Source organism: Paenisporosarcina sp. P4_D4, from assembly GCF_056401835.1.
Map to the genome: position 1 here is coordinate 1 of NZ_JBFUIO010000006.1, position 26,091 is coordinate 26,091.

General features: G+C 37.7%; 20 protein-coding genes and 1 pseudogene. 8 read left to right on the plus strand and 13 right to left on the minus strand.

What is annotated here, in order from left to right; translation table 11 throughout:
• Positions 1-567: 567 nt before the first annotated feature.
• Both AC1DSL_RS03140 and AC1DSL_RS03145 read right to left on the minus strand, forming a co-directional pair.
• Positions 568-1,599: a phosphotransferase enzyme family protein gene (locus tag AC1DSL_RS03140; protein WP_477531134.1), complete on the minus strand. Its 1,032-nt coding sequence runs from the start codon at positions 1,597-1,599 to the stop codon at positions 568-570.
• 56 nt (positions 1,600-1,655) lie between these two features.
• Positions 1,656-2,084 (minus strand): DUF1801 domain-containing protein, encoded by a 429-nt coding sequence (locus AC1DSL_RS03145; protein WP_477531135.1) that lies wholly within the window; start codon positions 2,082-2,084, stop codon positions 1,656-1,658.
• A gap of 271 nt (positions 2,085-2,355) precedes the next feature.
• Between AC1DSL_RS03145 and AC1DSL_RS03150 the strand changes: the two genes are divergently transcribed.
• Positions 2,356-2,589 (plus strand): hypothetical protein, encoded by a 234-nt coding sequence (locus tag AC1DSL_RS03150; RefSeq protein WP_342542565.1) that lies wholly within the window; start codon positions 2,356-2,358, stop codon positions 2,587-2,589.
• Between the two features lie 72 nt (positions 2,590-2,661).
• Here AC1DSL_RS03150 and AC1DSL_RS03155 read toward each other — a convergent pair whose 3' ends face one another.
• The 6 genes from AC1DSL_RS03155 to AC1DSL_RS03180 form a co-directional block, all read right to left on the minus strand.
• On the minus strand, positions 2,662-3,534 hold the full coding sequence (locus AC1DSL_RS03155; protein ID WP_477531136.1) for a proline iminopeptidase-family hydrolase: 873 nt from the start codon (positions 3,532-3,534) through the stop codon (positions 2,662-2,664).
• 396 nt (positions 3,535-3,930) lie between these two features.
• Entirely contained in the window at positions 3,931-4,710 is a 780-nt protein-coding gene (locus AC1DSL_RS03160) for a hypothetical protein (RefSeq protein ID WP_477531137.1), read from the minus strand.
• A 138-nt stretch (positions 4,711-4,848) separates the two neighbouring features.
• Positions 4,849-6,231 (minus strand): MATE family efflux transporter, encoded by a 1,383-nt coding sequence (locus AC1DSL_RS03165; protein ID WP_477531138.1) that lies wholly within the window; start codon positions 6,229-6,231, stop codon positions 4,849-4,851.
• Between the two features lie 129 nt (positions 6,232-6,360).
• Positions 6,361-7,548 (minus strand): NupC/NupG family nucleoside CNT transporter, encoded by a 1,188-nt coding sequence (locus AC1DSL_RS03170; RefSeq protein ID WP_477531139.1) that lies wholly within the window; start codon positions 7,546-7,548, stop codon positions 6,361-6,363.
• Between the two features lie 1,183 nt (positions 7,549-8,731).
• Positions 8,732-8,857, minus strand: a complete 126-nt coding sequence (locus AC1DSL_RS03175) for a hypothetical protein (RefSeq protein ID WP_477531140.1) — start codon at positions 8,855-8,857, stop codon at positions 8,732-8,734.
• 233 nt (positions 8,858-9,090) lie between these two features.
• Positions 9,091-10,140 (minus strand): LLM class flavin-dependent oxidoreductase, encoded by a 1,050-nt coding sequence (locus tag AC1DSL_RS03180; RefSeq protein ID WP_477531141.1) that lies wholly within the window; start codon positions 10,138-10,140, stop codon positions 9,091-9,093.
• Between the two features lie 205 nt (positions 10,141-10,345).
• Here AC1DSL_RS03180 and pgeF point away from each other — a divergent pair, with 205 nt between their 5' ends.
• The 3 genes from pgeF to AC1DSL_RS03195 all read left to right on the plus strand — a co-directional run bounded on the left by pgeF (position 10,346) and on the right by AC1DSL_RS03195 (position 13,092).
• Positions 10,346-11,119, plus strand: coding sequence for a peptidoglycan editing factor PgeF (gene pgeF, locus AC1DSL_RS03185; protein WP_477531142.1), 774 nt, complete (start codon positions 10,346-10,348; stop codon positions 11,117-11,119).
• A gap of 694 nt (positions 11,120-11,813) precedes the next feature.
• Complete coding sequence (locus AC1DSL_RS03190) at positions 11,814-12,305, plus strand: hypothetical protein (protein ID WP_477531143.1); 492 nt, start codon at positions 11,814-11,816, stop codon at positions 12,303-12,305.
• A 232-nt stretch (positions 12,306-12,537) separates the two neighbouring features.
• Positions 12,538-13,092 (plus strand): ECF transporter S component, encoded by a 555-nt coding sequence (locus AC1DSL_RS03195; protein ID WP_477531144.1) that lies wholly within the window; start codon positions 12,538-12,540, stop codon positions 13,090-13,092.
• A gap of 103 nt (positions 13,093-13,195) precedes the next feature.
• On the opposite strand, the gene AC1DSL_RS03200 is transcribed toward AC1DSL_RS03195, so the two are convergent.
• The 3 genes from AC1DSL_RS03200 to AC1DSL_RS03210 form a co-directional block, all read right to left on the minus strand.
• A complete protein-coding gene (locus tag AC1DSL_RS03200) occupies positions 13,196-14,587 on the minus strand; it encodes an amino acid permease (RefSeq protein ID WP_477531145.1) in 1,392 nt (463 codons plus the stop codon).
• Between the two features lie 516 nt (positions 14,588-15,103).
• Complete coding sequence (locus AC1DSL_RS03205; RefSeq protein WP_477531146.1) at positions 15,104-16,597, minus strand: malate:quinone oxidoreductase; 1,494 nt, start codon at positions 16,595-16,597, stop codon at positions 15,104-15,106.
• A 396-nt stretch (positions 16,598-16,993) separates the two neighbouring features.
• Positions 16,994-20,167: an ATP-binding cassette domain-containing protein gene (locus AC1DSL_RS03210; protein ID WP_477531147.1), complete on the minus strand. Its 3,174-nt coding sequence runs from the start codon at positions 20,165-20,167 to the stop codon at positions 16,994-16,996.
• Between the two features lie 279 nt (positions 20,168-20,446).
• Here AC1DSL_RS03210 and AC1DSL_RS03215 point away from each other — a divergent pair.
• The 3 genes and pseudogenes from AC1DSL_RS03215 to AC1DSL_RS03225 all read left to right on the plus strand — a co-directional run.
• Positions 20,447-20,730, plus strand: a pseudogene (locus AC1DSL_RS03215) (DUF421 domain-containing protein); the annotation flags it as partial.
• 78 nt (positions 20,731-20,808) lie between these two features.
• Positions 20,809-21,261 carry a helix-turn-helix transcriptional regulator gene (locus AC1DSL_RS03220; protein ID WP_477531148.1) on the plus strand — a complete coding sequence of 151 codons (453 nt, stop codon included), beginning with the start codon at positions 20,809-20,811 and terminating at the stop codon, positions 21,259-21,261.
• Positions 21,262-21,285: 24 nt separating this feature from the next.
• Entirely contained in the window at positions 21,286-21,681 is a 396-nt protein-coding gene (locus tag AC1DSL_RS03225) for a hypothetical protein (protein ID WP_477531149.1), read from the plus strand.
• A 613-nt stretch (positions 21,682-22,294) separates the two neighbouring features.
• On the opposite strand, the gene AC1DSL_RS03230 is transcribed toward AC1DSL_RS03225, so the two are convergent.
• Positions 22,295-22,741, minus strand: coding sequence for an ATP-binding protein (locus AC1DSL_RS03230; RefSeq protein WP_477531150.1), 447 nt, complete (start codon positions 22,739-22,741; stop codon positions 22,295-22,297).
• Positions 22,742-23,268: 527 nt separating this feature from the next.
• Entirely contained in the window at positions 23,269-25,347 is a 2,079-nt protein-coding gene (locus AC1DSL_RS03235; protein ID WP_477531151.1) for a GAF domain-containing protein, read from the minus strand.
• 250 nt (positions 25,348-25,597) lie between these two features.
• Between AC1DSL_RS03235 and AC1DSL_RS03240 the strand changes: the two genes are divergently transcribed.
• On the plus strand, positions 25,598-25,792 hold the full coding sequence (locus tag AC1DSL_RS03240; protein ID WP_477531152.1) for an MBL fold metallo-hydrolase: 195 nt from the start codon (positions 25,598-25,600) through the stop codon (positions 25,790-25,792).
• The last annotated feature ends 299 nt before the right edge of the window (positions 25,793-26,091 follow it).

Consider the following 26,091-nt stretch of genomic DNA (forward strand, 5'->3'; position numbering starts at 1 on the left):
GTATGAAAGGAGGAAATAGTATGAAAGGAGGAAATAAATAGATTCGTTATTGTTTCAAGCGGATAGTAGTTGGAACAGAAGAACTTTTGAAAATTCTGCACCCCTTTATCAGCTGTTCAAAAAGAACGATCGTAAATGTAATCGATATAAGAAGGACCGTCTTAGATATTCTAATGTAGCTTTGAAATAAAGATTGATCAAAATGGATTCTTTTCTGGTGATTTAGTATACAGTTTTTATAAAACAGTTTGATTTTTTTAGTGATTCTTATAGAACTAAACATGCTTCTACAAGTAGGGGGTGAACAGTTTAGTTCACGGGATCATCGTCCCACGCACCCGTATATCCTACCCTGGCTACTGATATCTTAAATCCTATAAAAATAAGGTCAACCAGTAAAAACTGGTTGACCTTATAATACGAACGCACCCGTTAGCATGTTATTTATTAAATTCTTCTAATTCCTTTTCTATTTCTTCGTTAGAATACTCATGCTCAGCTTCAAATGGCGACACCACACACCAGATACACCCGCCCGCAAACGTAGCGAGTTTCGTATATTAGTTTCTATTTGTTTAATTGGGCCTGTAATGATTGTTCCCAAATCGCCCGGTAATCCAAGTCGACAATCGGTTCGTCCTTAATTAGACGATTGCGGATACCGACTACGAGCTCATTTACACGTTCATTATTGGCTAGGTCGACCTTCTTGTGGAAAACGCCATACAATGTATAGTCGCGCATCTTCAAGAATAAAGGCAAACGCTCAATCCATTCTAGCGGTATGGCTCTTACATTCATATAACCTTTAAGGAAATGAGTCAATACTTCAGTCCCAAAAGCTGAACGTGTTTCAAGCGATTCTTCTCCGTACTTCCCCCACGTTGTGTAATAGACCGGTATGGCAATATCGCTCACAAAATAAAAATACATCGCATCATCAAAATCAAATACGTGAATGTCGCCGTCATGGTAGAAGAAGTTGCCAGGATGTATGTCCGAGTGAATCAAACCAAATGTTTCCTTTGTTTGTGGCAATTGTTGAATCTCCGCGACAAGATTGCGATTGCCTTCAACAATTGCTTGATCTTTTACGGGATCAATATATTTGTCGAGCTCAATTAAATCATCCTGTTCCCAACTTAAACGCTCTGTCCCCGACGCTTCATAATCTTCGGTGACTAAGTGCATTTTCGCTGTAATAGCTCCCCATTTTTCAAAAAGTTCCGGCCCAAATTGAGGATCCTTCATTTTAACTGGAGTTCCAGGTGCCTTATCAAACAAGCAGACATAGAAATAAGAATCACCAACCGATAATTCTTCGACGAGTTCACCTTTTACAGACTTATGTACAAGTGACACGTTGATTCCGTGACCGTTTAGAAAGTTAATCCACGTCAGTTCGCCTTCTACTTCCGATTTTGAACGATGCGAGGAGTGTGTCAGCCTCAATATAAATGGCTTGCCATCCCTTTTCACCTCATACACATAATTCTCGAAATCCCCTAGCTTCTTGGCGTCCGTTGCATCCGCTCCGTATCGTGTTGCCGCATCCTCCAAAACCTCTTTTGTAAAAAGATTTTCCACCCATTGTTCCATAATTATTCCCCCGTTAATCTTTATTTATTGTTGTGATGAACCATCACAATAACCATTCATGAATTTTCAGGATACATGTTTTGCAAAAATGTGATGGATTGATAGATCAACTCTTTCATTACGTCCACGTCAATATCGTCTAGTTTATTAATATACACGCAAGCTTTTCCTGACGTGTGTTTGCCAAACTTTTCGAGCAGCTGCTCACGTTCGGTATCACCCGTCGCAAAGTACAAGCTGATTTTCGCTTTGCGTGGTGAAAATCCTACGAGAGGGGCATCACCTTCATGTCCTGTCGGATATTTATAATGGTAACTACCGAATCCAATTATGCTTGGTCCCCACATTTTCGCCTCATAGCCTGAAGCTTCTGTGAAGATGTCGAGCAATTTGTATGCATCTTCCCGCTTTTTCGGATGATCCACTCCTTCAATGAACTCAATTACACTGCGGTCAGTTTCCTTCGTTTTCAATTCATATGTCATCTATGTTCGTCCTTCCTTTTCACTAAAAACATGCGCCTTCAAATCTGGTTATGTACTTCCTTTTCGATTTTACAAGTATGAAATCCTTTATTTTTGAAACATACCTTTCAGAAATCTGACAAAAGATTTCTTCTTATTGTATTTTCACGAAAACCTTTGCTACTAGAATTTCAAATGCTCTGAAGTTGGATATGGGTTATACTTTTTAATATTAAAGTGTTGAATCTTTTCTGAGATTCACCGAATTCGGCAAAGGAAGGATGATGTTGAAATGGAAGATAAAAAAAATCCGAACGACAAAGGATTAAGATTACTGTTAATCGGACCGAACATTCTTATGTGGGTGTTATTTTTAGGACTGTTATTGTGGTTTGGACTACATTTGGAAGAAATCAAAGAAAACAATCGCTTAATTGTTTATTTAATTTTGCTTGGCGCACTGTTATTCGTTTCGATATTTGGTGCCTTTCGTAATTGGCTTTGGATTAAAGAAGGCAAAATGTAAGATTTTCTGTATCAAACGATAGAAAATATTAAATCCCTCCAATCATTTACTGATTGGAGGGATTTTTTGTGCTTATTTTGCCTGACTGTTTAAAAACGCTCTTACTACTTTTGAATATTCTTGAGGCTCTTCAACTCCTGGCATATGAGAGCTGTTTTCGAATACATGAAACTCGGAATCTGGAACTAATCTCGAATAGTATTCCGTTGTATTCGGTGTTGCTTCATCATAGCGTCCACACGTAAAGAGGCTTGGCATGTAGATTTCATGCAATCTATCGGTGACATCAAAGCTTTTTAATGTTCCTGTCACTGTAAATTCTGACGCGCCCCACATGTAGCCATAGATTTGATGATTGCTTTTCGACATATTTGCCAGAAGTTCTTCAGGCCAAGGCAACAATCTGCAGACATGTCCCTCATAAAATTGAATCATCGCTTGATGGTACTCTGCTGAATCAGTTGTATTCTCCCGTTCGCTTCTTTCGATGATATCCTGTAATTCTTGAGGTAACTGTTTCAAGTATTCGCGCTGGTCGCGTTCCCACATGCTTGAATTAAGACACGGGCTTGAGAAAATAACACTTTTAACGCCTTTCGGTTGTTCAAGAAGGTATGCAGCGGCAAGCATGGTTCCCCATGAATGTCCGAGAATATGCACTTCATCCAATCCAAGAGCTTCTCTCACTTGAGCTAATTCTTCCACATAGCGTTCAACCGTCCATAATGAAAGATCTTCCGGACGATCTGAATTTCCACATCCCAATTGGTCATAATGAATGACCGGTCTGTCGTCACCCAGTTCTCTAAGCGGATCAGATTCCCGGCTCATTCCGCCTGGTCCCCCATGTAAAACCAGCAGTGGAACTCCAGGTCCATCCCCTGTCTTTCGATAATAAACATTTCCTCCTGTAACAGGAACGAATCCTTCTGAGAGATGCTTCATGTGATAACCCCTTTTGTATTTGTTTCTGTTAAGTTACTACTATTTTTAGTATAGAACAATAGCTGCAAACGTTTTATAAGGTCTTCATGAAAAATTAACCATCAACAGTAATACGCCAAGACCCGCAACCCATAGCATTGGAATCAAATTGATGATAATGGCGGTTCGTTTTCTCTGTATATGCAGAATCCAGGAAAAAATGGAACAGAGGATAACGGCTATCGGGTAAAATCCAATCGCGAGAACAAATGAAACGTTCCATACGCTAAACCCATTATCAAAACTCATAAACGACAAGCCCCAAATCACGAACCAAGGAATCAGACACAGCACATAAAAAATCTGACTGCCAATTAAAAACCCCTTCATTCTACTCTCCTTACCTATTTGAAATCTTCACTCAGCTACACATAAATTGGCCAAACGTCTAATTTCTTCACCCATCCTCTGATTGATAGGAAAAACATCTTCTAAATACTTTAATATATGCAACGCTGATTCAGGGACATGGTGATACCCTTGCATCATGTCACCAATCGTCTGTGCAAAACGTGGAAATCTTTTTTCCAAGCGTCTTTCATTGCTAAATACGTCTGGAAAGTACTCTACCTCTGGTTCAATCAAATGCAGCACATTCAGAATATTATCGATGGCCTCACCTTGAACAAACTTCAAAGCAGATAGTTTCTCCCCTCTTGCATAACGGCACAATCCCACATACAAATTAGTTAGCGCCTCATTCAATGAATAGTTCAGTGAGTGATCTTTTTTTGGCGAAACATTTTGAACGATAGGTATGTGCAAACCTTTATTAATGAAATGTGCCTCTTGCCAAACAATTCGTCCCTCTGAAAACGAAAAATGGTCCATTTCTTTTTCTTCAAAAATGGCAAACTCTGCATAAATCCCGTCTTCAAATAAGATTTTATGCCCGTCTTTCGTATTCTTAAAAGAAAACGCTAACGGATGAACCGCTTCTAACCAATCCAAACGGTCAATAAATCTGGATTTTAACTCGGGTCTTGCAATCACGAAGAAATCCAAATCCGAATAGTCATCGAGCCGCTCAAGCTCAATCCCCACTGAACCGAGTCCAAGCAGTAACAACGCACCTCCCGTTGATTCCAAACTCTGACCAATTTCATCTAATCTGCTTAACAATTTCTGTTTTCTCAATCGCGCACTCCTCCTATTTGAATAGAAAAAGGGTCCAACCACCGTATTTGCGAGGTTGAACCCAATTGTTACATTGCCTTTAGTTTTCTTAACTTGAAATTATCATTGTGCGTAAAGTCTGTCAACTTCATAAATATATTACGTTTGTGTTGTCTCTGAAACTTCAGGAGGAACAAGGGCATATTTCTCCCAAGCCCTGCTCTTCCATCGGAAATACATAATGATGCCTCGTGTCCATTCATCTGCAGCAATGGCCAACCAAATTCCTGGCAGCCCCATATTCAAATGAAAAACGAAGAAATAGCCTAAAGGCAAACTCATCAACACCATTGAAAAGACTCCTATTAGTACTGGGAATTTAGCATCTCCTGCAGCGCGCAAGGAATTGATGATGACGATATTCATTGTCCGTCCCGTTTCCAGAAGGATACTGAGCAACAGAACAGTGGACGCTATTTTGATGACTTCTGGATTATCCGTAAACAACCCGATCAGCTGATTGCGGAAAATCATAACAAGAATGACCATACATAGCGTAAAGATAAGAGCTGATTTTAAACTCTTCCATAATCGCGAATAAGCTTCTTCTTTTTCATTCGCCCCGACCAATCGCCCAACGATGATGGCAGTTCCCATACCAATCGCGATGGCAAATAAGAATGTAAACATGGAAATATTCATCGCATATTGTCTGGCAGCTAAAGCTTCCGCTCCTAGATAAGTCGCATAATACAAGAAGACAATTTGACACGCTTGATACATGACTTGCTCAAACGCTGCCGGAATCCCGATGTGCAGGATTTTGCCAATGTATTCTTTGGACAGGTTAATGTAATAGTGAAATTTCACTCGATATTCCATGACTTGATAGAGTAACCAGAAGAACACAATGAGTGCAAGGAATCGACTGATGACTGACGAGATGGCGGCACCTTGAACCCCCAATTCTGGGAATCCGAATTTCCCGAAAATCAGCAAATAGTTACCGATTACGTGAATGATGTTCATGCCCAACGACACATACATCGTTTGTTTGGTCCACCCGTGTACACGTATAATGGCCGCTAACGAATTAATGATGGCCTGAAGAAAGATTGCGCCTCCTACAATGGACAAATATTGTTCTGCATACACCAATACCTCGCCTTGTAAATTCATGGCCGACATCATGCTTCGCGCAAACAACAAGTATCCCGCGCTTATTACAAGACCAATCCCAAGATTTAATGTAACGGCTAGCCCGGATATTTTTGATGCTTCGATATACCTCTTGGAACCGAGATATTGTGAAACCACAATCGCAGCACCTGTTCCGACAACTTCGAGTACTAAAATGGCAATGTGTATATATTGGTTTGCTGCACCGACTCCCGATACGGCATCATCCGAAAGGGCACTCAGCATGAACGTATCTACAATTCCCATTAACATAAAAAGAAAGATTTCTAAAAAAATAGGCCATGTCAGGCTGAATAATTTCAACTTCTCCATTGGCTTGTTCTCTGCTTTAATTGTTGCCATTTTTTCACCTACTTCCCAAGTAACAATATGTTATCTTATCAATTACTAGGACAAAAAGAAAGACAAGTAACACAGTGGTTACTTGTCTCAACTATTTTTCAGATAGGTCATTTCTTCAGCAAAGTTGTGTTAGAGGAATAGTCCAACGACGGTAGCTGTTAGTACCGATGCCATTGTAGCAACTAACAACATCTTGAGGCCAAACTTGGCTACAACCCCTGATTGTTTTTCATCAATTGCCTGTACTGTTCCGATGATGATTCCAATGGAACTAAAGTTAGCAAATGAGATTAAGAATGCTGATACAACGCCTACAGTTTTAGCAGACAAGTTAGGGATCATTTCTTGGAAGCCCAACATGGCAACAAACTCATTAGAGATGATCTTTGTTCCCATTACACCGCCTGCTTGTACCATTTCATTAGCTGGTACACCCATTAACCAAGCTACAGGTGATAATACAAACCCCATAATTGTAGTCAAGTCTATACCAATAGTTGATGTAAGAACAAAGTTAACCATTGCAATAAGAGAGATGTATGCAATAAGCATAGCTCCTACAATTCCTGCAACTTTCATCCCATCGATGGCACCATTGCCAATTGCCTCGAATAGAGACTTATCATTAATCATATCTTTAACTCTTATTTCTTCACCTTCAACTGATTGAGCCGGAGCCACCATAGAGGCAAGTAGTAATCCTGACATTATATTAAGAGGTAGAGCTACCAGTACGTATTCAGAAGGTATCATCGTCATATAAGCTCCTACAATGGATGCTGATACACTTGTCAGAGACGCTGTTGTAGCAATAAATAATCTGTTCTTATTCATTTTAGGAATATGGTTTTTTACTGCGATTAAAGCTCCTGTATCTCCAAAGATTGAAGAGGCCACAGTAGAGAAAGATTCAATTACAGGAAGACCTGTTAATTTAGAAACTGCTCCTCCAAGATACTTAATCATAAGAGGTAAAATTCTGATGTAAGTCAATACACTTAGCAAAGTGGATGTAAATACTATCAGCAATAAAACCGAGATAAAGAATACTGGTCTGTCATTCTCAAACACAAAGCCACCAAAGACAAAAGCGATCCCTTCATTACCAAATACCATCAACTTAGCGAAAAAGTCAGTGACTGCTTTTACTACCTGTCCACCAATTGCTGTATTAAGCATGGCATAAGCTGTAACAAGCTGAGCTACAAACAAGATTACTACTGCTCTATAGTTGATGTTTTTCTTATCATTCGACATTAAGAACGCCGCTCCAAGTAATACAATAACTGATAAGATTGCTGTTAATATTCCTGTCATGTTGATTACTCCCCGTTTCATCAGTTTATTATTTTACATCCTCTGATTTGTTAAACAATGTGTGACATTATTCAAAAACTGTATATCCAATGTAGATTATCCATGTCACCATGGAATTTTCAATTCCTATGATATCCCTTAAAATTTAGCTTTTCCCATACTTTTAACTAAATACATTGATAAATGAAATCGTTTTCTTAAAACGGTACACGATTGAAAATGCACAATTTTTTAAAAAAAAATTAAGTGTTGGTACAGAGCATTTTACACACTCGTTAGGATTACGACGAATCGCTGAATAGAGTTATGTTTAACATAATCAAGAGGTTTTATATACGTGCTCCAAAAACCAAAGCTACGGACGATAATAAAAAAGTGACAACAAAAAAAGCATCTCTAGAGAGACACTTAAACAATATACTATATCAAATTGGATTCTCTTTAATTTTGAAAACTTATACTTAACTGATTTTAATTGCCGTTTCAATTAGGAAATGGACATATTGACAACAACCGAGCAGAAAGAACAGGTGCCAGAACACTGTTTCTCTTTAAAAACCCAATGCCTCATCTTTTACTTTGATTGTTGACATTTTTCCATATATTTCTTAGTTAACAAGATTTTACCTTTAAATTACTCGGTTTTTTTTATGATTTTAACTTTTTAACAATCAAACTTTCTTCCTTAACGATCGAGCAATCGAAGAAGACACAACCAATTATTTTCAGTATATGATCCTCATCCAGAACTCAGAGGAAGCAACTCCTTATTAGGCGTTCGAACGATTTCGCATAACTCCCCATACTTTGTCATAACGTGAAGATATGGGGGGAATAAAATTACAAAGGTACAGAAAACTGCAGATGTCGTAAAGAAAGGAATCGGTTTTGGAACTTGCCTTTCGATGGTTATCTCGTACACAGCTTATAAGTCTATTGGTTGGGCCATTGTACACGGGTTTTTTAGTTGGTTTTATGTCCTTTATTATTTAATAAAGAATTAAACAGATTTATTTTATAAAACCAAAGACAGACTTCTGCAAACGAAGTCTGTCTAGACTGTAGACAAAAAATAAAAAGAGTGAATATAACTGTATACTAATGAAAAAGAGCGTATGCAAGACAATGTTGATTTCCTTTGCGACGGACGCGTTTCGCGGGCACGGCTTYAGTCTCCTCGTCACTACGTTCCTGCGGGGYCTTCAGCTCGTGCTGTTCCCGCTGAAGTCGCCGCCTCCACTCCAATCAACGGATTTCGCTTCTGTTTGCGTATCTCTTCATATGATTTCATTAGTAAGATGGTCGGCAATTTCTGAAGACTCCTGCGAAAAAACGAAATAAGAAGAAAATTCGACACTAATCCATAATGCAAAAGCGGTTAGACTTTCAAAGTGAATTTAGGCAACTTTTTAAGGCCGTAATATACAAGGATTGTTCTGAATCCTGTATATTACTGCCTTTTTAATTTATTTATATGATGATTTCGTACACAAAGGACATAAACAAATATTCTCTAGACCATGAATCTGTAGCAATAGATGCTTACTGTGTGTCTTCCCATTTGGTGACTTCTTCCCGAACGATCGGTGCCACTTCCGTTCCTAACAGTTCAATGGCCTTCATCACATCAGCATGAGGCATCGTCCCAACGGGTACATGTAGCATAAAGCGTGTAATCCCTACATTTTTACGCAGGTGTATGATCTTTTGGGCAACGGTTTCCGAATCCCCTACATACAATGCCCCTTTAAAACTCCTGGCTGCATCGAATGCCGCACGGTCGTAATGACCCCAGCCTCTCTCCCGTCCAAGGACGTTCATGACTTGCTGGGTCGGTGGGAAAAATTTATCTGCTGCCGTCTCATTATCCTCTGCAATAAACCCGTGTGAATGGGAGGCAATCGGTAATTTTGATACGTCATGACCTGCCTTAGCCGCCGCTTGTTTATAGAGCTGAACAAGTGGGGCAAACTGCACGGGGCGTCCTCCTATTATTGCCAAAACCAGTGGCAGTCCCAAAAGTCCTGCGCGGACGACTGATTCACTATTACCCCCACTGCCAATCCATATAGGCAAAGGATCTTGAACAGGACGCGGATATATACCAACATTATCAATGGCTGGGCGATGCTTTCCAGACCATGACACGATTTCGGACTTCTGTAATTTCAGCAGCAAGTCCAACTTTTCTTCAAACAGTTCGTGATAGTCCTCTAAATCATAGCCAAACAGCGGAAAGGATTCGATAAAAGAACCCCGTCCAGCCATAATTTCCGCACGCCCATTCGAGATACCATCAAGTGTGGCAAAGTCCTGGAATACCCGGACTGGATCTGCAGATGAAAGCACAGTGACCGCACTCGTCAATCGGATTCTCTTTGTCTGTGATGCTGCAGCTGCCAACACTACTGCTGGAGAAGAGGCCGCAAAATCATGACGATGATGCTCTCCAACCCCAAATACATCCAATCCAACTTGATCGGCAAACACAATTTCCTCCACGACTTCACGCAACCGTTGTGCGTGGCTGATTACTTTACCGGTTTTAACATCAGGTGTTGTTTCTACAAACGTGCTGATTCCTATCTCCATTAACAAGACCTCCTATATAATTCACCGTTTTCTCAAATGAATAAATTTTATATTTTCTTTAATATACTTCATTTTCGAGATATTTTCCTTTCGAGGAATTTCTTTCAGATACACGTAAATGTCAATATCCTACTTAGGAAAAACCATACTTATACTGTCCTATACATTAGTAATTCACTGCTATATAGTAAAATCAGGTGATGATATGAAATCAAACATATACTTAAACAATGAAAAATTCATTGCAGGAATGACCATGAAAAATGAAGTCGAACTGGAATACAACAATATGGCTCTCCACGCCTGTGAATCCACGGCTGATATAGTAGAAAACCGCAAGAAATTAGCTGCCTTCTTACATTGCGAACTGGATAATTTCGTTTGTGCGAATCAGACACATAGTGCGAATTTCCATCGGGTAACGCTTGATGATAAAGGACGCGGCGCGAAACAGGTTGATACAGCCATTGCGGATACAGATGCCCTGTATACGTATGAGCCTAATATCTTGCTAAGTAGCTTCACAGCTGATTGTGTCCCTGTGATTTTTTACAATGAAGTGACTGGCCTGATAGGCGTTATTCATTCCGGCTGGCAAGGTACCGTCAAAGAAATCTCATTAAAACTTTTTGAGCATTTAAATCAAGTTGAACGTTGTAACCCAAGTGATTTACATGTCCAGATTGGTGCAGCGCTGAGCCAGGAAAAATTTGAAGTTGATGAAAATGTGTATGTAAAATTCAAAGACCTTGGCTACGCCGATGATTTTATGTATTACAATGATCAAACTCACAAGTATCACATTGACAATCAGTTGACCGTGAAAAAACAATGTGAATTAGCTGGCATCCCGTCAGAGCAAATTACGATTGACCGTACGTGCACGTTTGTTAGTCCGGATGGCTTCTCTTATCGCCAAGACAAACAAAGCGGAAGACATTTGAGCTTTATTATGAAAAAAGGGAATGACCCGGAATAATTTTAAAAGCACATCAACATTAAAAAGTTGATGTGCTCAGCTTGTTGACAAAAGAATATTGATCAATATAAAAGTATAAAAATTGAGTTCTTATTTTTTGCACTCTATCGAAAAAGATTGTGGTCGGCTATTTCTTTCGCTTTCCGCGGACGAAACGCTAGCCTCCTCGGCTTAGCTGTCTATGACAGCTGAGCCTGCGGGGTCTAGCTTGTTTCGTTTTTCCGCAGGTGTCTTCAGAAATAGCCAACCACCTTCCAACTTAAATATTTTGCAGAAACACGCTTACAGAAGCTATATCTGTTGATTGGAGTGGAGGCGGCGACTTCAGCGGGAACAGCACGAGCTGAAGRCCCCGCAGGAACGTAGTGACGAGGAGACTRAAGCCGTGCCCGCGAAACGCGTCCGCCGCAATGGAAATCAATATTTTCTTGCATAGGCACTTTTTCATTAGTATACAGTTATATTCACTCTTTTTATTTTTTGTCTACATTCTAAGCACATCAACATTAAAAAGTTGATGTGCTTTCTTATTGTTACAGCTCAACCTTGCTTAATACTCCTATTTCAATGGAAATTCATCTTGTTTGACAGTCATTTAATTCCCATTTTTCAAAATGGAATAAAAATACATTTCACACACCGACAAGTGTACGCATAGCATAAGAGATAATTTCATAACGACGGAGGTACAAATTTGGTCAATTTTTTATCTTTCCAGGGAACGGTCACGGAAATCAGTGATTTCATGATAGGAGCAAATGGTGAAGGAGAAGGTTGCTATACGTTGATGTCAGTAGATAATGGTGCTGGAGCTTCAGTAAATTTCGTGGTATCGCCGACCACTTATTTTGTTAACTCGGAGATGGTCGCTGTGGGAGACCGGGTAACCGGGTACTATGATGGAAATGCCCCTGTTCCTCTCATTTATCCACCGCAATACCGGGCACTTATCATCGTGAAAGATAATCCTTATCAAGATGTGAAAGTCGATTACTTCAATAGCCAATTGGAAAGCAAGGATGGACAATTAAAATTAAATCTTACTCCTTATACTCCGATTATATCTAGGAATGGGCAACCATTCACACGGAGTATTACGAACCGAAACCTGATTGTCATCTATGGTCCAACTACGAGAAGCATTCCGGCACAGACCACGCCATATGGAATTATTGTTTGGTGTTGAATTTAAAGGAATCCGCATGGAACTTGCGATTTTTATTTTATCGTTTATGGTAGGGTTCATCGAAATAATATAAGAGGTAAAAAAGACGGGAGATTTTTTCTTCCGTTTTTTTGTATGCCGGTAGTACCTTAATCTGACCCCTACATTTTGCTATAAACTGATACTTTTAAATAGTCCAGCCCTTTGCTACTGTTATCAGTGAATTCAAAAAAACGCAAAGAAGGGTTAAACTATGCAAAATACACAAAGTTATTCAAGCTCAATCTCACGCACACGCACATTTGATTTAATTTTAACGTCTATGTTAATTGCACTTGTATTCGTTGCTACACTCTTATTAAATATCAAACTACCGATTACGGCGAATGGCGGTTTAGTTCATCTTGGAACAGCTATGCTCTTCATTGCCTCCATCTTATTTGGTCCTAAAAAAGCAGCCATCGCTGGTGCTGTTGGGATGGGGTTATTCGATTTAGTCTCTAGTTATACATTGTGGGCACCCTTCACCATTGTGGCTCGCGGATTACAAGGATATATAGTTGGAAAAATCGCTTGGTCGAATGGCCGCAATGGCAGCAATGGCAGCAGCGTTGCTTTCAATCTACTCGCTACTATTGTTTCTATTCCTGTGATGTTAGCGGTTTATTACCTTTGTGAAGGGGTTCTATATGGTAACTGGATTGCACCTGTGGCCTCTATTCCTGGAAACATCGTTCAAAATGTTGTCGGGATCATTGTAGCCATTCCTGTAGCTATTGCACTGAAAAAGGTTCCTTTTTTTAAGTAGTACTATTGTTAAACACCATATACCAATTTTTATATAACCTAAAAAAAGGGGAAGGCTAAGTATATCAAGCCTTCCCCTTTACTATTGTTTTTTAGAAAGTGAATTATCGGTTAGTCACTTGATCATCATTTTGAGTATCTATTGGAACACGCTTGCCGATTCGAAAAGCGTAAAAACTAATGACAACAAGAAATAAGAACACAATACCTGCAATAAGCGACATCCGTGTGTCCTCATTAAACCACATGCCAACTAAAACTATAATTAAAAAGGCGATGGTAATGTAGTTTGTCACCGGTGCAAAAGGCATTTTGAATGGATGATTATCCATTTCAGCCCCTTTTCTTTTTCGGAATTGAATTTGACTAATTAGAATGACAAACCACGGAATCATACCAGGCAGTACACTTGCACTGTATACATATACAAATAAATTTTCTGGTGCAATGTAACTTAGCACAACGCCAACTATTAAACCAAGCATTACACCAAGCAAACTAAATATAGGCACTCCATTACGAGTTAGTTTTGTAAAGAACTTTGGTGCTTGTCCATTTATCCCTAATGTATAAAGCATACGTCCTGCACTATAAATACCACTGTTACAGCCTGACAACGCCGCTGTGATGACGACAAAGTTAATAAGTCCGGCGGCGGCTGTAATACCCACTTTCGCAAAAGTTGCTACAAATGGGCTACCAATCGAACTCAGCTGATCCCAAGGATAAACTGTTACTATAACAAAAATCGCACCAATGTAGAAAATTAAAATACGCCAAATAAGACTTTGAATGGCTCTCGTTAATGTTTTTTGCGGATTTTTCGCTTCACCAGCTGTAATCCCAATTAGTTCGACACCTTGATAAGCCCCAATAACTAGTGATAGCGCAAAGAAGAAGCCTGTCCAGCCACCTGTAAAGAAGCCGCCATGTTCCCAAAGGTTAGATAATCCGATTGCATTTCCTCCATTACCAAATCCGAAGAAAATAAGGCCAAACCCAGCAATAATCATCAATACAATTGTAACGATTTTAATCATCGCAAACCAAAATTCAAATTCACCAAATACTTTAACAGAAACTAAGTTAGCTGCACCCAGAATCACTATTGCGATAAGACCTGGTATCCAAGCAGGCAGGTCTGGGAACCAGTACTTCATGTATGCCCCAACAGCTATAATTTCTGACATCCCAACAATTACCCACTGGAACCAGTTACTCCATGCCGTCATATACCCCGCTAAGGGATGAATGTATTTATGGCCAAATGTCGCATATGAACCTGTACTTGGCTCTAAATATAACATTTCTCCCATTGCACGCATTATGAAAAAGATAAAAATTCCTGTGATTGCATAAGCAAGCATTACAGACGGACCCGTCCATTTAATTGTGCTGGCTGAACCCATAAATAAACCAACACCAATTGTACCGCCCAAAGCAATCATCTGAATATGACGCGCTTCCAAGCCTCTCTTTAATTCTTTGTTTGACATTTCATTTCCTCCTCTTAGACTATAAAATTGCTTCAATTACCAGCAAGCTACTAATATCTATATTCGGTATTAAAATGATGAAGGGAGCGTCACTTTCAATATATTTTAAAAGTAATTTACTTGTCTTATAATAATAAATTATCCGACAGAATACAAATGTATTTTTCAGGAAAACACTGGTATAATCAGTATTTTTCGATTATTTATACAACAGTAACTATGTTAGAATTAAAATAATTTTTATTTCGAAATAGTAATAATATTATAGGGATTCTTTCTATTGTATTCTTTCCCTCGATATATATCTTTTCTTTATTGGATAAAAAATCAAACTGAAAAACTATATTGAATTTCACTTTCAGTAAACAGACATAGCTCCAGAGTTGTCGGAATCATTGTAGTTATTTTAGCTAAAATAAAAAAGGGGAAGGCTTAGTATATCAAGCCTTCCCCTTTTTTATTGTTTTTAAATGCTATTTTAAAGAAAGTATGAAAATTCCATATCTAAAATTAACTTTAGACTTGTTCTTTTTCACTTAGACCAAGCTTCTCTGCTATTGAAATATTTATTTCGTTCAGAAGCTCTGGATTTTCCATTAGTGACACGCCATAAGAAGGAATCATTTCTTTGATTTTTGGTTCCCATTCTTCCATATGTTGCGGGAAGCATTTTTTAATTACTTCGAGCATAACGTGAACTGCCGTAGAAGCACCGGGAGAAGCCCCTAGTAATGCTGCAATCGAGCCATCAGCAGCACTAACAACTTCCGTACCAAATTGAAGCGTTCCTTTGCCTTCAGAAGTATCTTTGATCACTTGTACACGTTGACCAGCTACAACTAAATCCCAATCCTCGCTCTTGGCGTTCGGGATAAACTCTCGTAACTCATCCATACGCTGTTCTTTCGATAACATAACTTGCTGAATCAGGTATTTTGTCAATGACATTTCTTTTGCGCCTGCCGCCAACATGGTTAAGATATTATTCGGTTTTACAGAGGTCACTAGATCCAAATTTGAACCGGTTTTTAAGAACTTAGGTGAGAAGCCGGCAAATGGTCCAAATAGCAACGATTTTTTATTGTCAATAAATCGTGTATCAAGATGCGGAACAGACATTGGTGGAGCACCAACTTTAGCTTTTCCGTATACTTTTGCATGATTTTGAGCAATAACTTCTGGATTATTACACACCATGAAGATTCCGCTTACTGGGAATCCTCCAATTTGTCTTCCTTCAGGAATGCCGGATTTTTGCAGTAAATGCACGCTTCCGCCTCCGCCTCCGATAAAGACAAATTTTGCAGTATGGTGTTCCACGATACCGCTGTAGACATTACTCACTTTTAATTCCCATGAACCATCGCCATTTTGGTACAAATTATCAACATTGTGGTTATATTTGATACGGACGTTCTTATTCTGTAAGTGGTCAAACAACATGCGCGTTAAAGCACCAAAGTTAACATCCGTTCCAGAGTCGATTTTTGTTGCAGCTATGACTTCATTCGAAGGACGGTCTTGCATAATGAGCGGAATCCATTCCATCAGTTTTGCTGGGTCATCAGAAAATTCCATTCCTTGGAACAGCGGATTTTTTGATAGCGCTTCAAACCGTTTCTTTAAGAACGCCACATTTTGTTCCCCTTGTACCATACTCATATGAGGCAATGGCATGATAAAGTCTTCTGGATTATTTATCAACCCGTTTTTTACAAGATGTGACCAAAACTGCGTGGACAGCCGAAACTGTTCATTTATTTTAATCGCTTTGCTAATATCAATAGATCCGTCTGGTTTTTCAGTTGTATAGTTAAGCTCACACAGGGCCGCATGACCTGTTCCTGCATTATTCCATTCGTTCGAGCTTTCTTCTCCTGCATTGTCGAGCTTCTCAATCACTGTAATTTTCAATTCCGGCGCTAATTCTTTCAAAAGTGTCCCTAAAGTGGCACTCATGACTCCGGCACCAATTAAGATAACGTCTGTATTAGTTTCTCTCATGTTCATTTTTACCATCCTTAGTCCCTAAAATTGCAGAAAGAATGTAGGCGCTCTTGCTTAGAAAGCATAATAAGCCAAGGCGAGACCTAGTCACACACCTTTTCTGTTTAAAATATATCCATATTATAGTGTAATACAATTATTTAAACATTAATATATCAACTCAACTATTACCTAATAATTATAAGCTAAATAAAAGCAGGTTAACAGTGAGAAGTCCTTCCATAAGGCTACGGAACATTCCAGTGTGTGCTGCACTGAAAAAAATCTATTTTATATAGTTAATTATAGTGATTTACAGCGACTTAAATCTTTTCATTCTATATGACACAAAAAAGGGAGAACGCTTCGTATAACAAGCATTCTCCTTCTTTTTTGATTTAACTTCAAGTTTAAGTTACCTCATTTTGAAAGATTATTTTGCTCAAGACTTTGATAAACGGAAATCATATCTTGTTTATCCAACTCACGAATACGATTGAAAATGGGTATATCTGCAACACCCTCTGTAAGCAATCCAGCCACTACATCCCTTACTTTACCGGTCAGCCAGGTTTGTACGTCGAAGCCTTCGATGATTTCCTTCCGACCTTCATTATTGATACCACTAGCATGGCAACTCACACAGGGCACCGACAATTTATACACGCCGTCATGAAGACCATCTTCGGAAATGACTTTCTTCCCTGCACAGAATGGACATTTATGACTTGCTTTAACTTTATTGATTTGGGTAACAATTTTTTTGTATCCAAACGCTTCGTACACATAAGTTAGCTTTTTATATTTTCCATTGGTGAAATACTTATCGATAATGGTTTCTCTCGTTTCGGTAATATTGGCGAAATCACAGATTGTGATCTGGTTTTTACAGCTTATTGCTTCGATTTTGCTTCCAATACTGTCCCAGAATGGGAAAGCATTCTGTAAAACGATCTCGTAGTCAATAAAGCTTGCCTGTTCCAGTTCCAGCATTTTCAGTGCCACTTGCGTTCCCCTAGAAAGGAGGGAAACATCTTCAGTAAGCGCCATATCGCCGCCAACAACCGCTTTTAGTTTTTCCAGTTCCGGCAACTTCCCTACTGTTTTTATGACTTGATCGATCGGTTGTTGAATGAGTTCACGAATATCGATCCCACCAAATGTCAGTTTTTTATGATGGTTTAACACTGTTCCCTGACAAACAGGACAGGCAATCATCTCTTTCGATTCCTTCATATGATCTTTAATGATGGATTTCGAAATAAACATATAACGGCCAATAATTATATTAAAGCCTTCCCATGTTCTCGAAGCCTTGCCTGCTTTATCGTAAAACGACTTTTCCCAATAACCATATAAAAAGGTGTGCTTTTCCGCTTCAGTCATCTCATTGAAGCTCTTGCTGATATCTTGTCCGAGTTCATTCTTTATCTCATCAAACAGGAATTGCAACTTTGGATATTGATAATATTTCAATACCTCCATGACGTCTGGATGTAATAAGCCATCCCAGAATGGCACAGTTTTGTCCTGAATGACCACATCAAAATTGAATTTCTCAATGACCCGACGGCCGGAACAACATGGACAATGGTTTTCTTGATTATAGAAATCGAAGTTTCTTGTATCTTTATTGGTCGGATGGGCAGCAACGATATGGTTGATCAGCCCTCCCATTTCATAGAGGAAGCTATATTGACTATACAAGTGCCTTTCAAGATCAATAGCGATAACGGGTGCGATGGTGTCGGATTCATATTCACCATAAATCAACCGAGCCATAGGTGAAAGGCTTTTTAGAATGCCGCCCTTATAGATATTTTCTGCATTTTTAAAGTAGACCAAATGATTTTCTTCTAAGTAGTGAATACCGTTTCGCTGCTTGAGTGTCGAAGAAATGTGCAATGGAGCAACTTCTTCACTATTTTTTTGACGGTAATACTCTTCATGACTGACAACATCAAGATGTTGAACAGGTGCAAGCTGTCTTTTACCGAAATCAACAATAAAATCAGAGCTTTCCAGCATATATGCATTATGTTCAATCATCATGATGGAGACAGATTCATTCTCTAGAATGACCCTAACACTATCAATAAATTGGTTTAAAATATTTTGTGATAACCCTTTTGAAGGCTCGTCAAAAATAAACAACGTATGTGGATTTTTGGCGTTGGTAAACAACTCAGAAACTAAATGAACACATTGAAATTCACCTGTTGATAAAGTTTGTGTTTTTCTTTCCAACGTCAAATAACCAAGTCCAAGTTTGATCAATAAGCTCAAGCGTTTATGAGCGATGTCTTCCTTAGGGAGTTCATCAATAATATCTTCAATTGAACGTAGAAAAATATCATCTATCTCGTCACTATATTTAGTGAGTTTCTTCTTAATATCAAGAAACGTCGCAACGGTTGACCGGCTCGTAATCGATTGATTCCGATCTTGCCCAACCATGACTAGTTTATCTTTTGGATATCGCTTCATAAAATCTTTGGTGATACACTCATTGACGAGAGTGGATTTACCACATCCAGACTCACCAGTAAAAGTGACAAGTCTATTTTTGGGAATTTGGATTTCATCTATTTGAATATTTCGGCAGTAAAGATCCTGGAATTGATAGTATTCTGTTGGCATAGCCTGATTTCGTTTCCAGATGATTGGTTTTGGACGTGGGGATTCTTCTACAATTTTGCCGCCATACTTGCCACTTCCTGGTCCAAAGAACAATTGCTCATCTGTTGCATCGAGTACCGTGTCAGAATGATCGATGAGCCAGATTTGATTCTTATACCCTAATTGTTTTATCTGTTCTAAAATTTTCAATAGTGTTTCGTGATCAAGGCCAACCGAGATTTCATCAATAATAATAACGGTATTTTCACTGGCTGCCATGAACTCGGCCAAGTAAAGCCGTGTTAATTCCCCGCCTGATAAAGTCCCCATTATCCGATTCAATGTTAAATAACCAATATTCATATTAATTATATTTTGGAGAATATGCTGCTTCGCTTCACTAATGTGCAAAACTTCAGCTAATGAGAGAATGGTTTCTATGCTTAAGTCGTTGAGTTCGGAAATACTATGTGGTTTTCCAAGTAATTCAATCGTATATTGCTCAACTTCTTGGTTATAACGACTGCCCTTGCACTTTTTACATTCCACATTTTTGGTCGTGCCACGTCCTTTACAATCCCGACACCAGCCTAATTCATTATTAAATGAAAAAACTTCTGGAGAAAGATTAAATTTTTCAGCAAGACGAACACGAATCTCTTTAAAAACGCCCGTATGGGTGCCAATGGTAGACCGCGGATTAGAAGAAATCGATGCTCTTCCAAGAAAAAGCACTAAAGGCATGTCTTCCATTTTGATGGCACTGAAATTTGTTTCCATAATTTTAGAAAACAAATACTGATATTCTGCCTTAGGCAATAATGAAACGAGACGCTTCTTGGACTCTTCACCAATGGTTTGACTAAAAGTGGTTTTTCCGGACCCAGACAAACCTGCAATTCCTAACGATTGATTTACTGGCAGTACGGCATCTAATTGATTAATGTTATTAGCAATTAATCGATTTATTTTCATATGTACATCCTCTCTATTTATGTAAATTCAGTCTTTCCACGTTAGAACATCGACAAACTCTTTTGTGATACGGATTTACCGTGATACTCCAAAATGAGGTTTTACCAATCAAATATTTTTGTTACTTGCAACTACAAACTGAAGCCCCTGTAAGTATTTTTCATTTGATTTATAAAACCTACTTAAAAATCTCTGGAAAATACAAATGTAAACCACGCTCTATTAATCAGTTACTTCCTTCATTTAAATTTATCACTAATTATGGATTATTTAAATAATATCAGAGTTAAACTATGTGATAGCTATTTTGATAAAGGATGTGTATTATATGGATTTTTTCAAGGCCAAGAAACACTTACTACCTTTGAGTGGATTCTTCGAGCTATTGTTGCTTTTTTCTTCTTATTAACTGTTACTAGAGTATTAAGTCAGCGTGTCATCTCTCAATTAAGACTCTTGATTTCGCTATTGCTTTAGTCATTGGAAACATTATTGCCCATCCACTATCAGATGAACATCTTGGGCTTAAAGGGTCTATCGTTACAACCATTGTATTGGATGTACCATTTACAAAAGGCTAATAGCGGTGTAATATTACACTATTAGTGGAATTTAACACTGTTACATGGAGGTGATGTTATTTGAATAAAGAAACTGTAATTGATTTGATTTCTAAGAATGTTCGACTAATTCGTCTTGAAAAAGGATATTCTCAAGAAAAAATGGCTACTGTTCTAGGGATTTCCAAAAAGACACTGGTTCAAGTTGAAAAAGAAAGAACATCAATTGGTTGGACGAATGCAGTCGTAGTTTGTGCCTTATTTAAGGATAGTCAAATCCTAGAACACATTTTAGGAGAAGAACCTTTTGAAGTAATTGAAACTCTAGCTCACGATGGTATGAATACTCCAAAAGTAAAAACATTAGGAGGAAAAATGTTTTGGAATGAGATTGCGAAAAAAGGAAAATTTCGAGTACAACAAAATGTGATCAGCCAACATTATCGTATTTTAGATGGTAGTGATTATAGGTGGTATAGCACGTTTGAAGAGGAAGAAGTTATGAATCGTTTTTACGAATTAACTAAGGAGTAATTAAATTTTAAAGGAGAAATTACAATGGATAAAAACAAGAGAGTCATTATATTAAACAGTATATTAGTAGGAACTATCGTACTAAATCTGTTTATTTTCACTTCACGTATGCGCTTTTTCCCTTGGTTTATTGAAGATGCATGGGGATATTTAGGATTATTCCTTACTGCACCAATTTTAATAGGTATTTTTTTCATACTAAGACATTTTCACAAGCAACAACTAGTCACAAATATAAATAAGGCAATTCCATTGTTTGTCGCAATAACATCATTGATTATTGTGTTTGGGCCGACAACTGACTTTTTAAATATTGTTGCCCTTGTAATTAACGTAGCTTCAGTATTTTTAGCAACAAATTTCCTATTCAATCAAAATGGTGGGAAAAATAATTATGGATTTAGTAGTCTAAAAAATTAGAGTCGAATCTCTAACAAAGCAGGAAATTAGACCCATTTTATATCGAAATTTGTTTAGCGTATATTTTCGTTAAAATGTGGGCGGGACTCCATCTCCATCAACTTAAAATTTAATAGCCCCCCAGAACCAAATAATCTCTTATATATAAAAACACCCCGTAAAAGCTGGATTTGTGTCTAACTTTTACGGGGCAGTTCATTGTTCCATTTGATTGGATATGTCTCAAATTCCATCATGTTGGTAGATTCATAAAAATAAACCCATTTAATAGAACTGTGTAGAATAGAGTACTGCAATAAGCTAAAAAGCATATCTCCCACATTATAGAAATTCACTGATTCAATTTCAGAAAAACCCCTATTTACTTATGATACGGTTCCCCGTGATGTATCTAAATGAGGTGTTATTTTGAATCAAGGCCCAATAATTAAGTAGGAATTAGGAAAAGTTTGTTTCTTTTCAATACTAGTTATCATTAAAACTTTAAAGTATTGTCTACTTTTCTAGCCTTTTGAATTATATCTTATTCTTTATAATTCGTAATTGCCTGAAGAACAAGATGTATACCTCTCCGTCCCTTCCAAACGATCCTAATCATAAAATCAGACTATCCCTACGAATTGTTTCTGTACGGCAGACACTCTTTTCCTTGCCTAATGGTTGCTGTACCCTTCGTTGTTGTATAAGGCGGTGTTTTCGGCAAAACGTTCATGACCAAGAGCCGGATTGAATGATCTTTATAAAATATTTCATCAAACGAAGGGGTTATGTGTGGATCCGTATTTTCAAATATCCTTTTTTGTAATTCTTTTATGTCTATATCAAATGGAATCCCTATTAAAACATTGTCTATTCCCTGCATTTTGTCGGCCACGCCGAAAACAACGCTGCCCCCGCCGCCATTTGCCATACAAACAGCGTATTTAATCATTTTATTGACGTTTTCCTCCACAGCACTAAAATTCCATTGTTTAAAGTCTAGGTCCTGTGCCTCAAAATCATCTGCAATATGATGATCCAATTGCTGAATGATCTCCATGATTTCGCTTTTATTCTTCATAAGAATATCCTCCTTTCCAGCAAAATCGATCTATATACCTTGCAAATATGTTAACCAATACTTATACAAAAAAGGCAGTCCCTTATTACAAATACACTTGTAGGAACTACCTCTTATTATATTTATATGTTTGTTTCGTCATGGCTGTTTATAAAGCTTTTTGAAATTGCACGCCGGCTCCATACTTGCATAAAGCCCCCGTGGTTCATTGATCCATTCAATCGACTTCATCATACATTTTTCAACACACACAATTCCTTTATCCAAATTAACACCTACATTTTTCTCTAAAGTAATACTTTTGAATAGACTAATCCTTTGCTAACGTTATCAATAAATGTGAAAACGGATTTATTATGTAAGGATTTCAAAGGAAGGCTTACGAGCCACTCCTCAATATCTATAAAAGAAAAAAGTTGATGAACAAACATGGAAACTTAAACATTTATCAATACTCCTTGAACAGGTACCTGAAATTTTGTTAAACAAATTAGAACCTCATTTACTTATGATACGGTTCTCCGTGACTAATCTAAATGAGGATTATTCAAATTGTTTTTAGAATAGAATTTAACAAAAAAAGTAGTGCCATCTAATCCAGTTTGAATTTCAATTTTCGCATTATGACGGGCAGCAATGGCGTAACAAATGCCTAACCCCAAGCCAGTGCCATTATCTTTGGTTGTATAGAATGGAGTACCCAGTTTCTCTAATATTTCTTGCCTGATACCTTCTCCTTGATCCCGCACTGCAAGAACCACACAATTTTCATCTTCTATGTAGGTACTGATGGATAGCACTTTCCCTGTGCTCATCGCTTCTAAGCCGTTACGGTATAGGTTTATTACTAATTGCCGTATCTCATTACGATTTAAAAGCAATTCTGGGATGTCTTTAGTATCGAATTGAATAAGTTTATTTTGATTAAATGTATCAATCTTTATTAAAGGTGAAATATCATAGATAATTGAATTTAAATCTAACATCTGTAAATCAGATGTCCTTGTATTTCCCATTGAAAGAAATTCAGTAATAATGGCATTGGCACGGTCAAGTTCTTCAATCATTAAATTAAAGTGGTCATTATGTTTTTCTAATTCGTCCTCTTTTTTTAATAACTGTAAGAATCCTCGTACCGTTGTCATTGGATTTCTAATCTCATGGCTGATACCTGCTGCCATTTGCCCTATTAATTCTAAGTTGGAAAACCTTCTCAGTTCATTTTCATATTTCTTTTTTTCCGTTACATTTTTAAATAGGCAACAGATACCCTCGTCATACGGGTAAGCCACTACTTCGTAACAATAATCTTCAGAGGTTGCGGGAATATCGAAATGTACAGGAACTCTCTCTAACATCGCACGATGAAATTCTTTATACATGACGGTATCTATACTTTTCGGGAAGATCTCCCATATATTTTTGCCTAATACATCATTTGCCGCTTTCTTTTGTGGTAGATATTGATGTTTATTTATGTAAATAAATTCCCATTCTTTATTCAAAGCGAAGAACCCATCCGTAATACTTTCAATAACACTTGTAACTTTTTCATTAGCAGCGGCTAGTTCCCTTGTTCGCTCTTCCACCATGTTTTCAAGTTGGTCCATATATAACAAGTTTGAAAACGTAGGGGCTGTGGCATCAACTATAGATTGTGCCAGCTGAATTTGGGATTCATCGTAACTGTGAGTTTTTCTCACCAAATCCACAACTGTTATTACCCCTAATACTTCTCCCATTGAAACCAATGGAATCATAAGCAGCCCCTTTGTATCCTCACTTGGGATGTGAATTATATTTTTTGTTATAATAGCCTCTTGGATCATGGCTTCATAGCTATGGTCCATTTTTATGTTATTAAGGGTTTCACTCCACTCTGCTTCCGTCCAATCACAGTCTTTACTTAACTTCGTTAATCTAATTGTTTTTTTTTCTAACGGTTCTAGGAGGTGGGCAGCAATATTTTTGCTATCTAAAATCTTTCCTAAGTAGAAAAAGCATTTATCGAGACTTTCCTGTATCGAGGTACACATCGATAAATCACGTGTAACATTAAGCAACAACTGCTTTTCGGCAATAAGGTTTTCCTTTTGTGTTAAATTATTCACGTTTTGAATTGCGACTGCAGCCATATTCACATAAGCTTCAACACTTTGAATTTCCGACTCTGTCAAGTTCATTGGTGTTCCATAATCAAATAAAAAAACTAGACCAAATAACTCTTTCTCAAATGAAATAGGCAGAACTAATAAGGATTTAATTTTGAAGGCTTCAACTGTTTTCGGATCCGGTCGATTATCTTTTGAGGTATCCGGGATGTGGATGGTTTTTTTAGTTTCAATCACTTCTTTKGCTAGTAAGTCTATATCAGGATCAATTAGTTGCGTATCGAGCGCCATGCCATTCATGAGTTCAGGTTTTCCTGCAAATCCTCTAAATGTTCCATCTTTTTGAGGTAAATAAATACCAACGGAATTACATTGAACAATCTCTTCAGATATTGCACTTGTTACACGCTGTAATACTTCACGTAGTTCTAACTTTGTATTTATTATTTTTGTTATATTTGCAAGCCTAGAATATCTTGTTTGTTCCATTAACATTCACACAGTCTCCAATCAATTGGGTTAGCGTTTATTATTTACGTCTTAGTGATCTTTCAAAGGACGGTATCCAAATAGAAATAAAGAATACTATATTATTAATAAAAAAGATTCCATACTGAATATCTTTTTACATGGGGTAGGAATTTGGATTACTTATTTGAACCGATTAATGAAAAAGTATATGTACTAGCAATATGGGACACAAGTTGGAAATCTTATAACAACTCTTACTTTATTGTACAGGAAGTTGATAGATTTAGGTAAAAAGGAGCATTCCATATACCTTGAACAAGCTCTAAATAGAATAGGCAAATCACCAGAAGATGTTACTCTCATCTTAGCAACCCACGGTCATAAGGATCATGTACAAGAAGCTACTATTTTTAAAAATGCTTCTTTTGAAGAACAAGATGTATTCCTCTCCATCCCTTCCAAACGATAGCCTTATCCTGAAAACATTATCGAATTGCATGAATAATAGCCTTGTTTTTTGTTCGATAAAACTCTTTATTTGAAATTGGTGTTGTTCCCTACGACCACATTAATTGGTAATTTCCAAACCAATATCGATTTCTTTAACATAGTAACTACTTCTTGGAGCCCTCCACATTCTCATTAAATATATATTCTTATTATTTCTTTTGATAAAAAAGTATTTATTAGAACAAGTGTCTACTCAAAACGAAATATATGAGCATATACATATTGAAATATCCAATAATTTGTTACGTTTTCGATGTT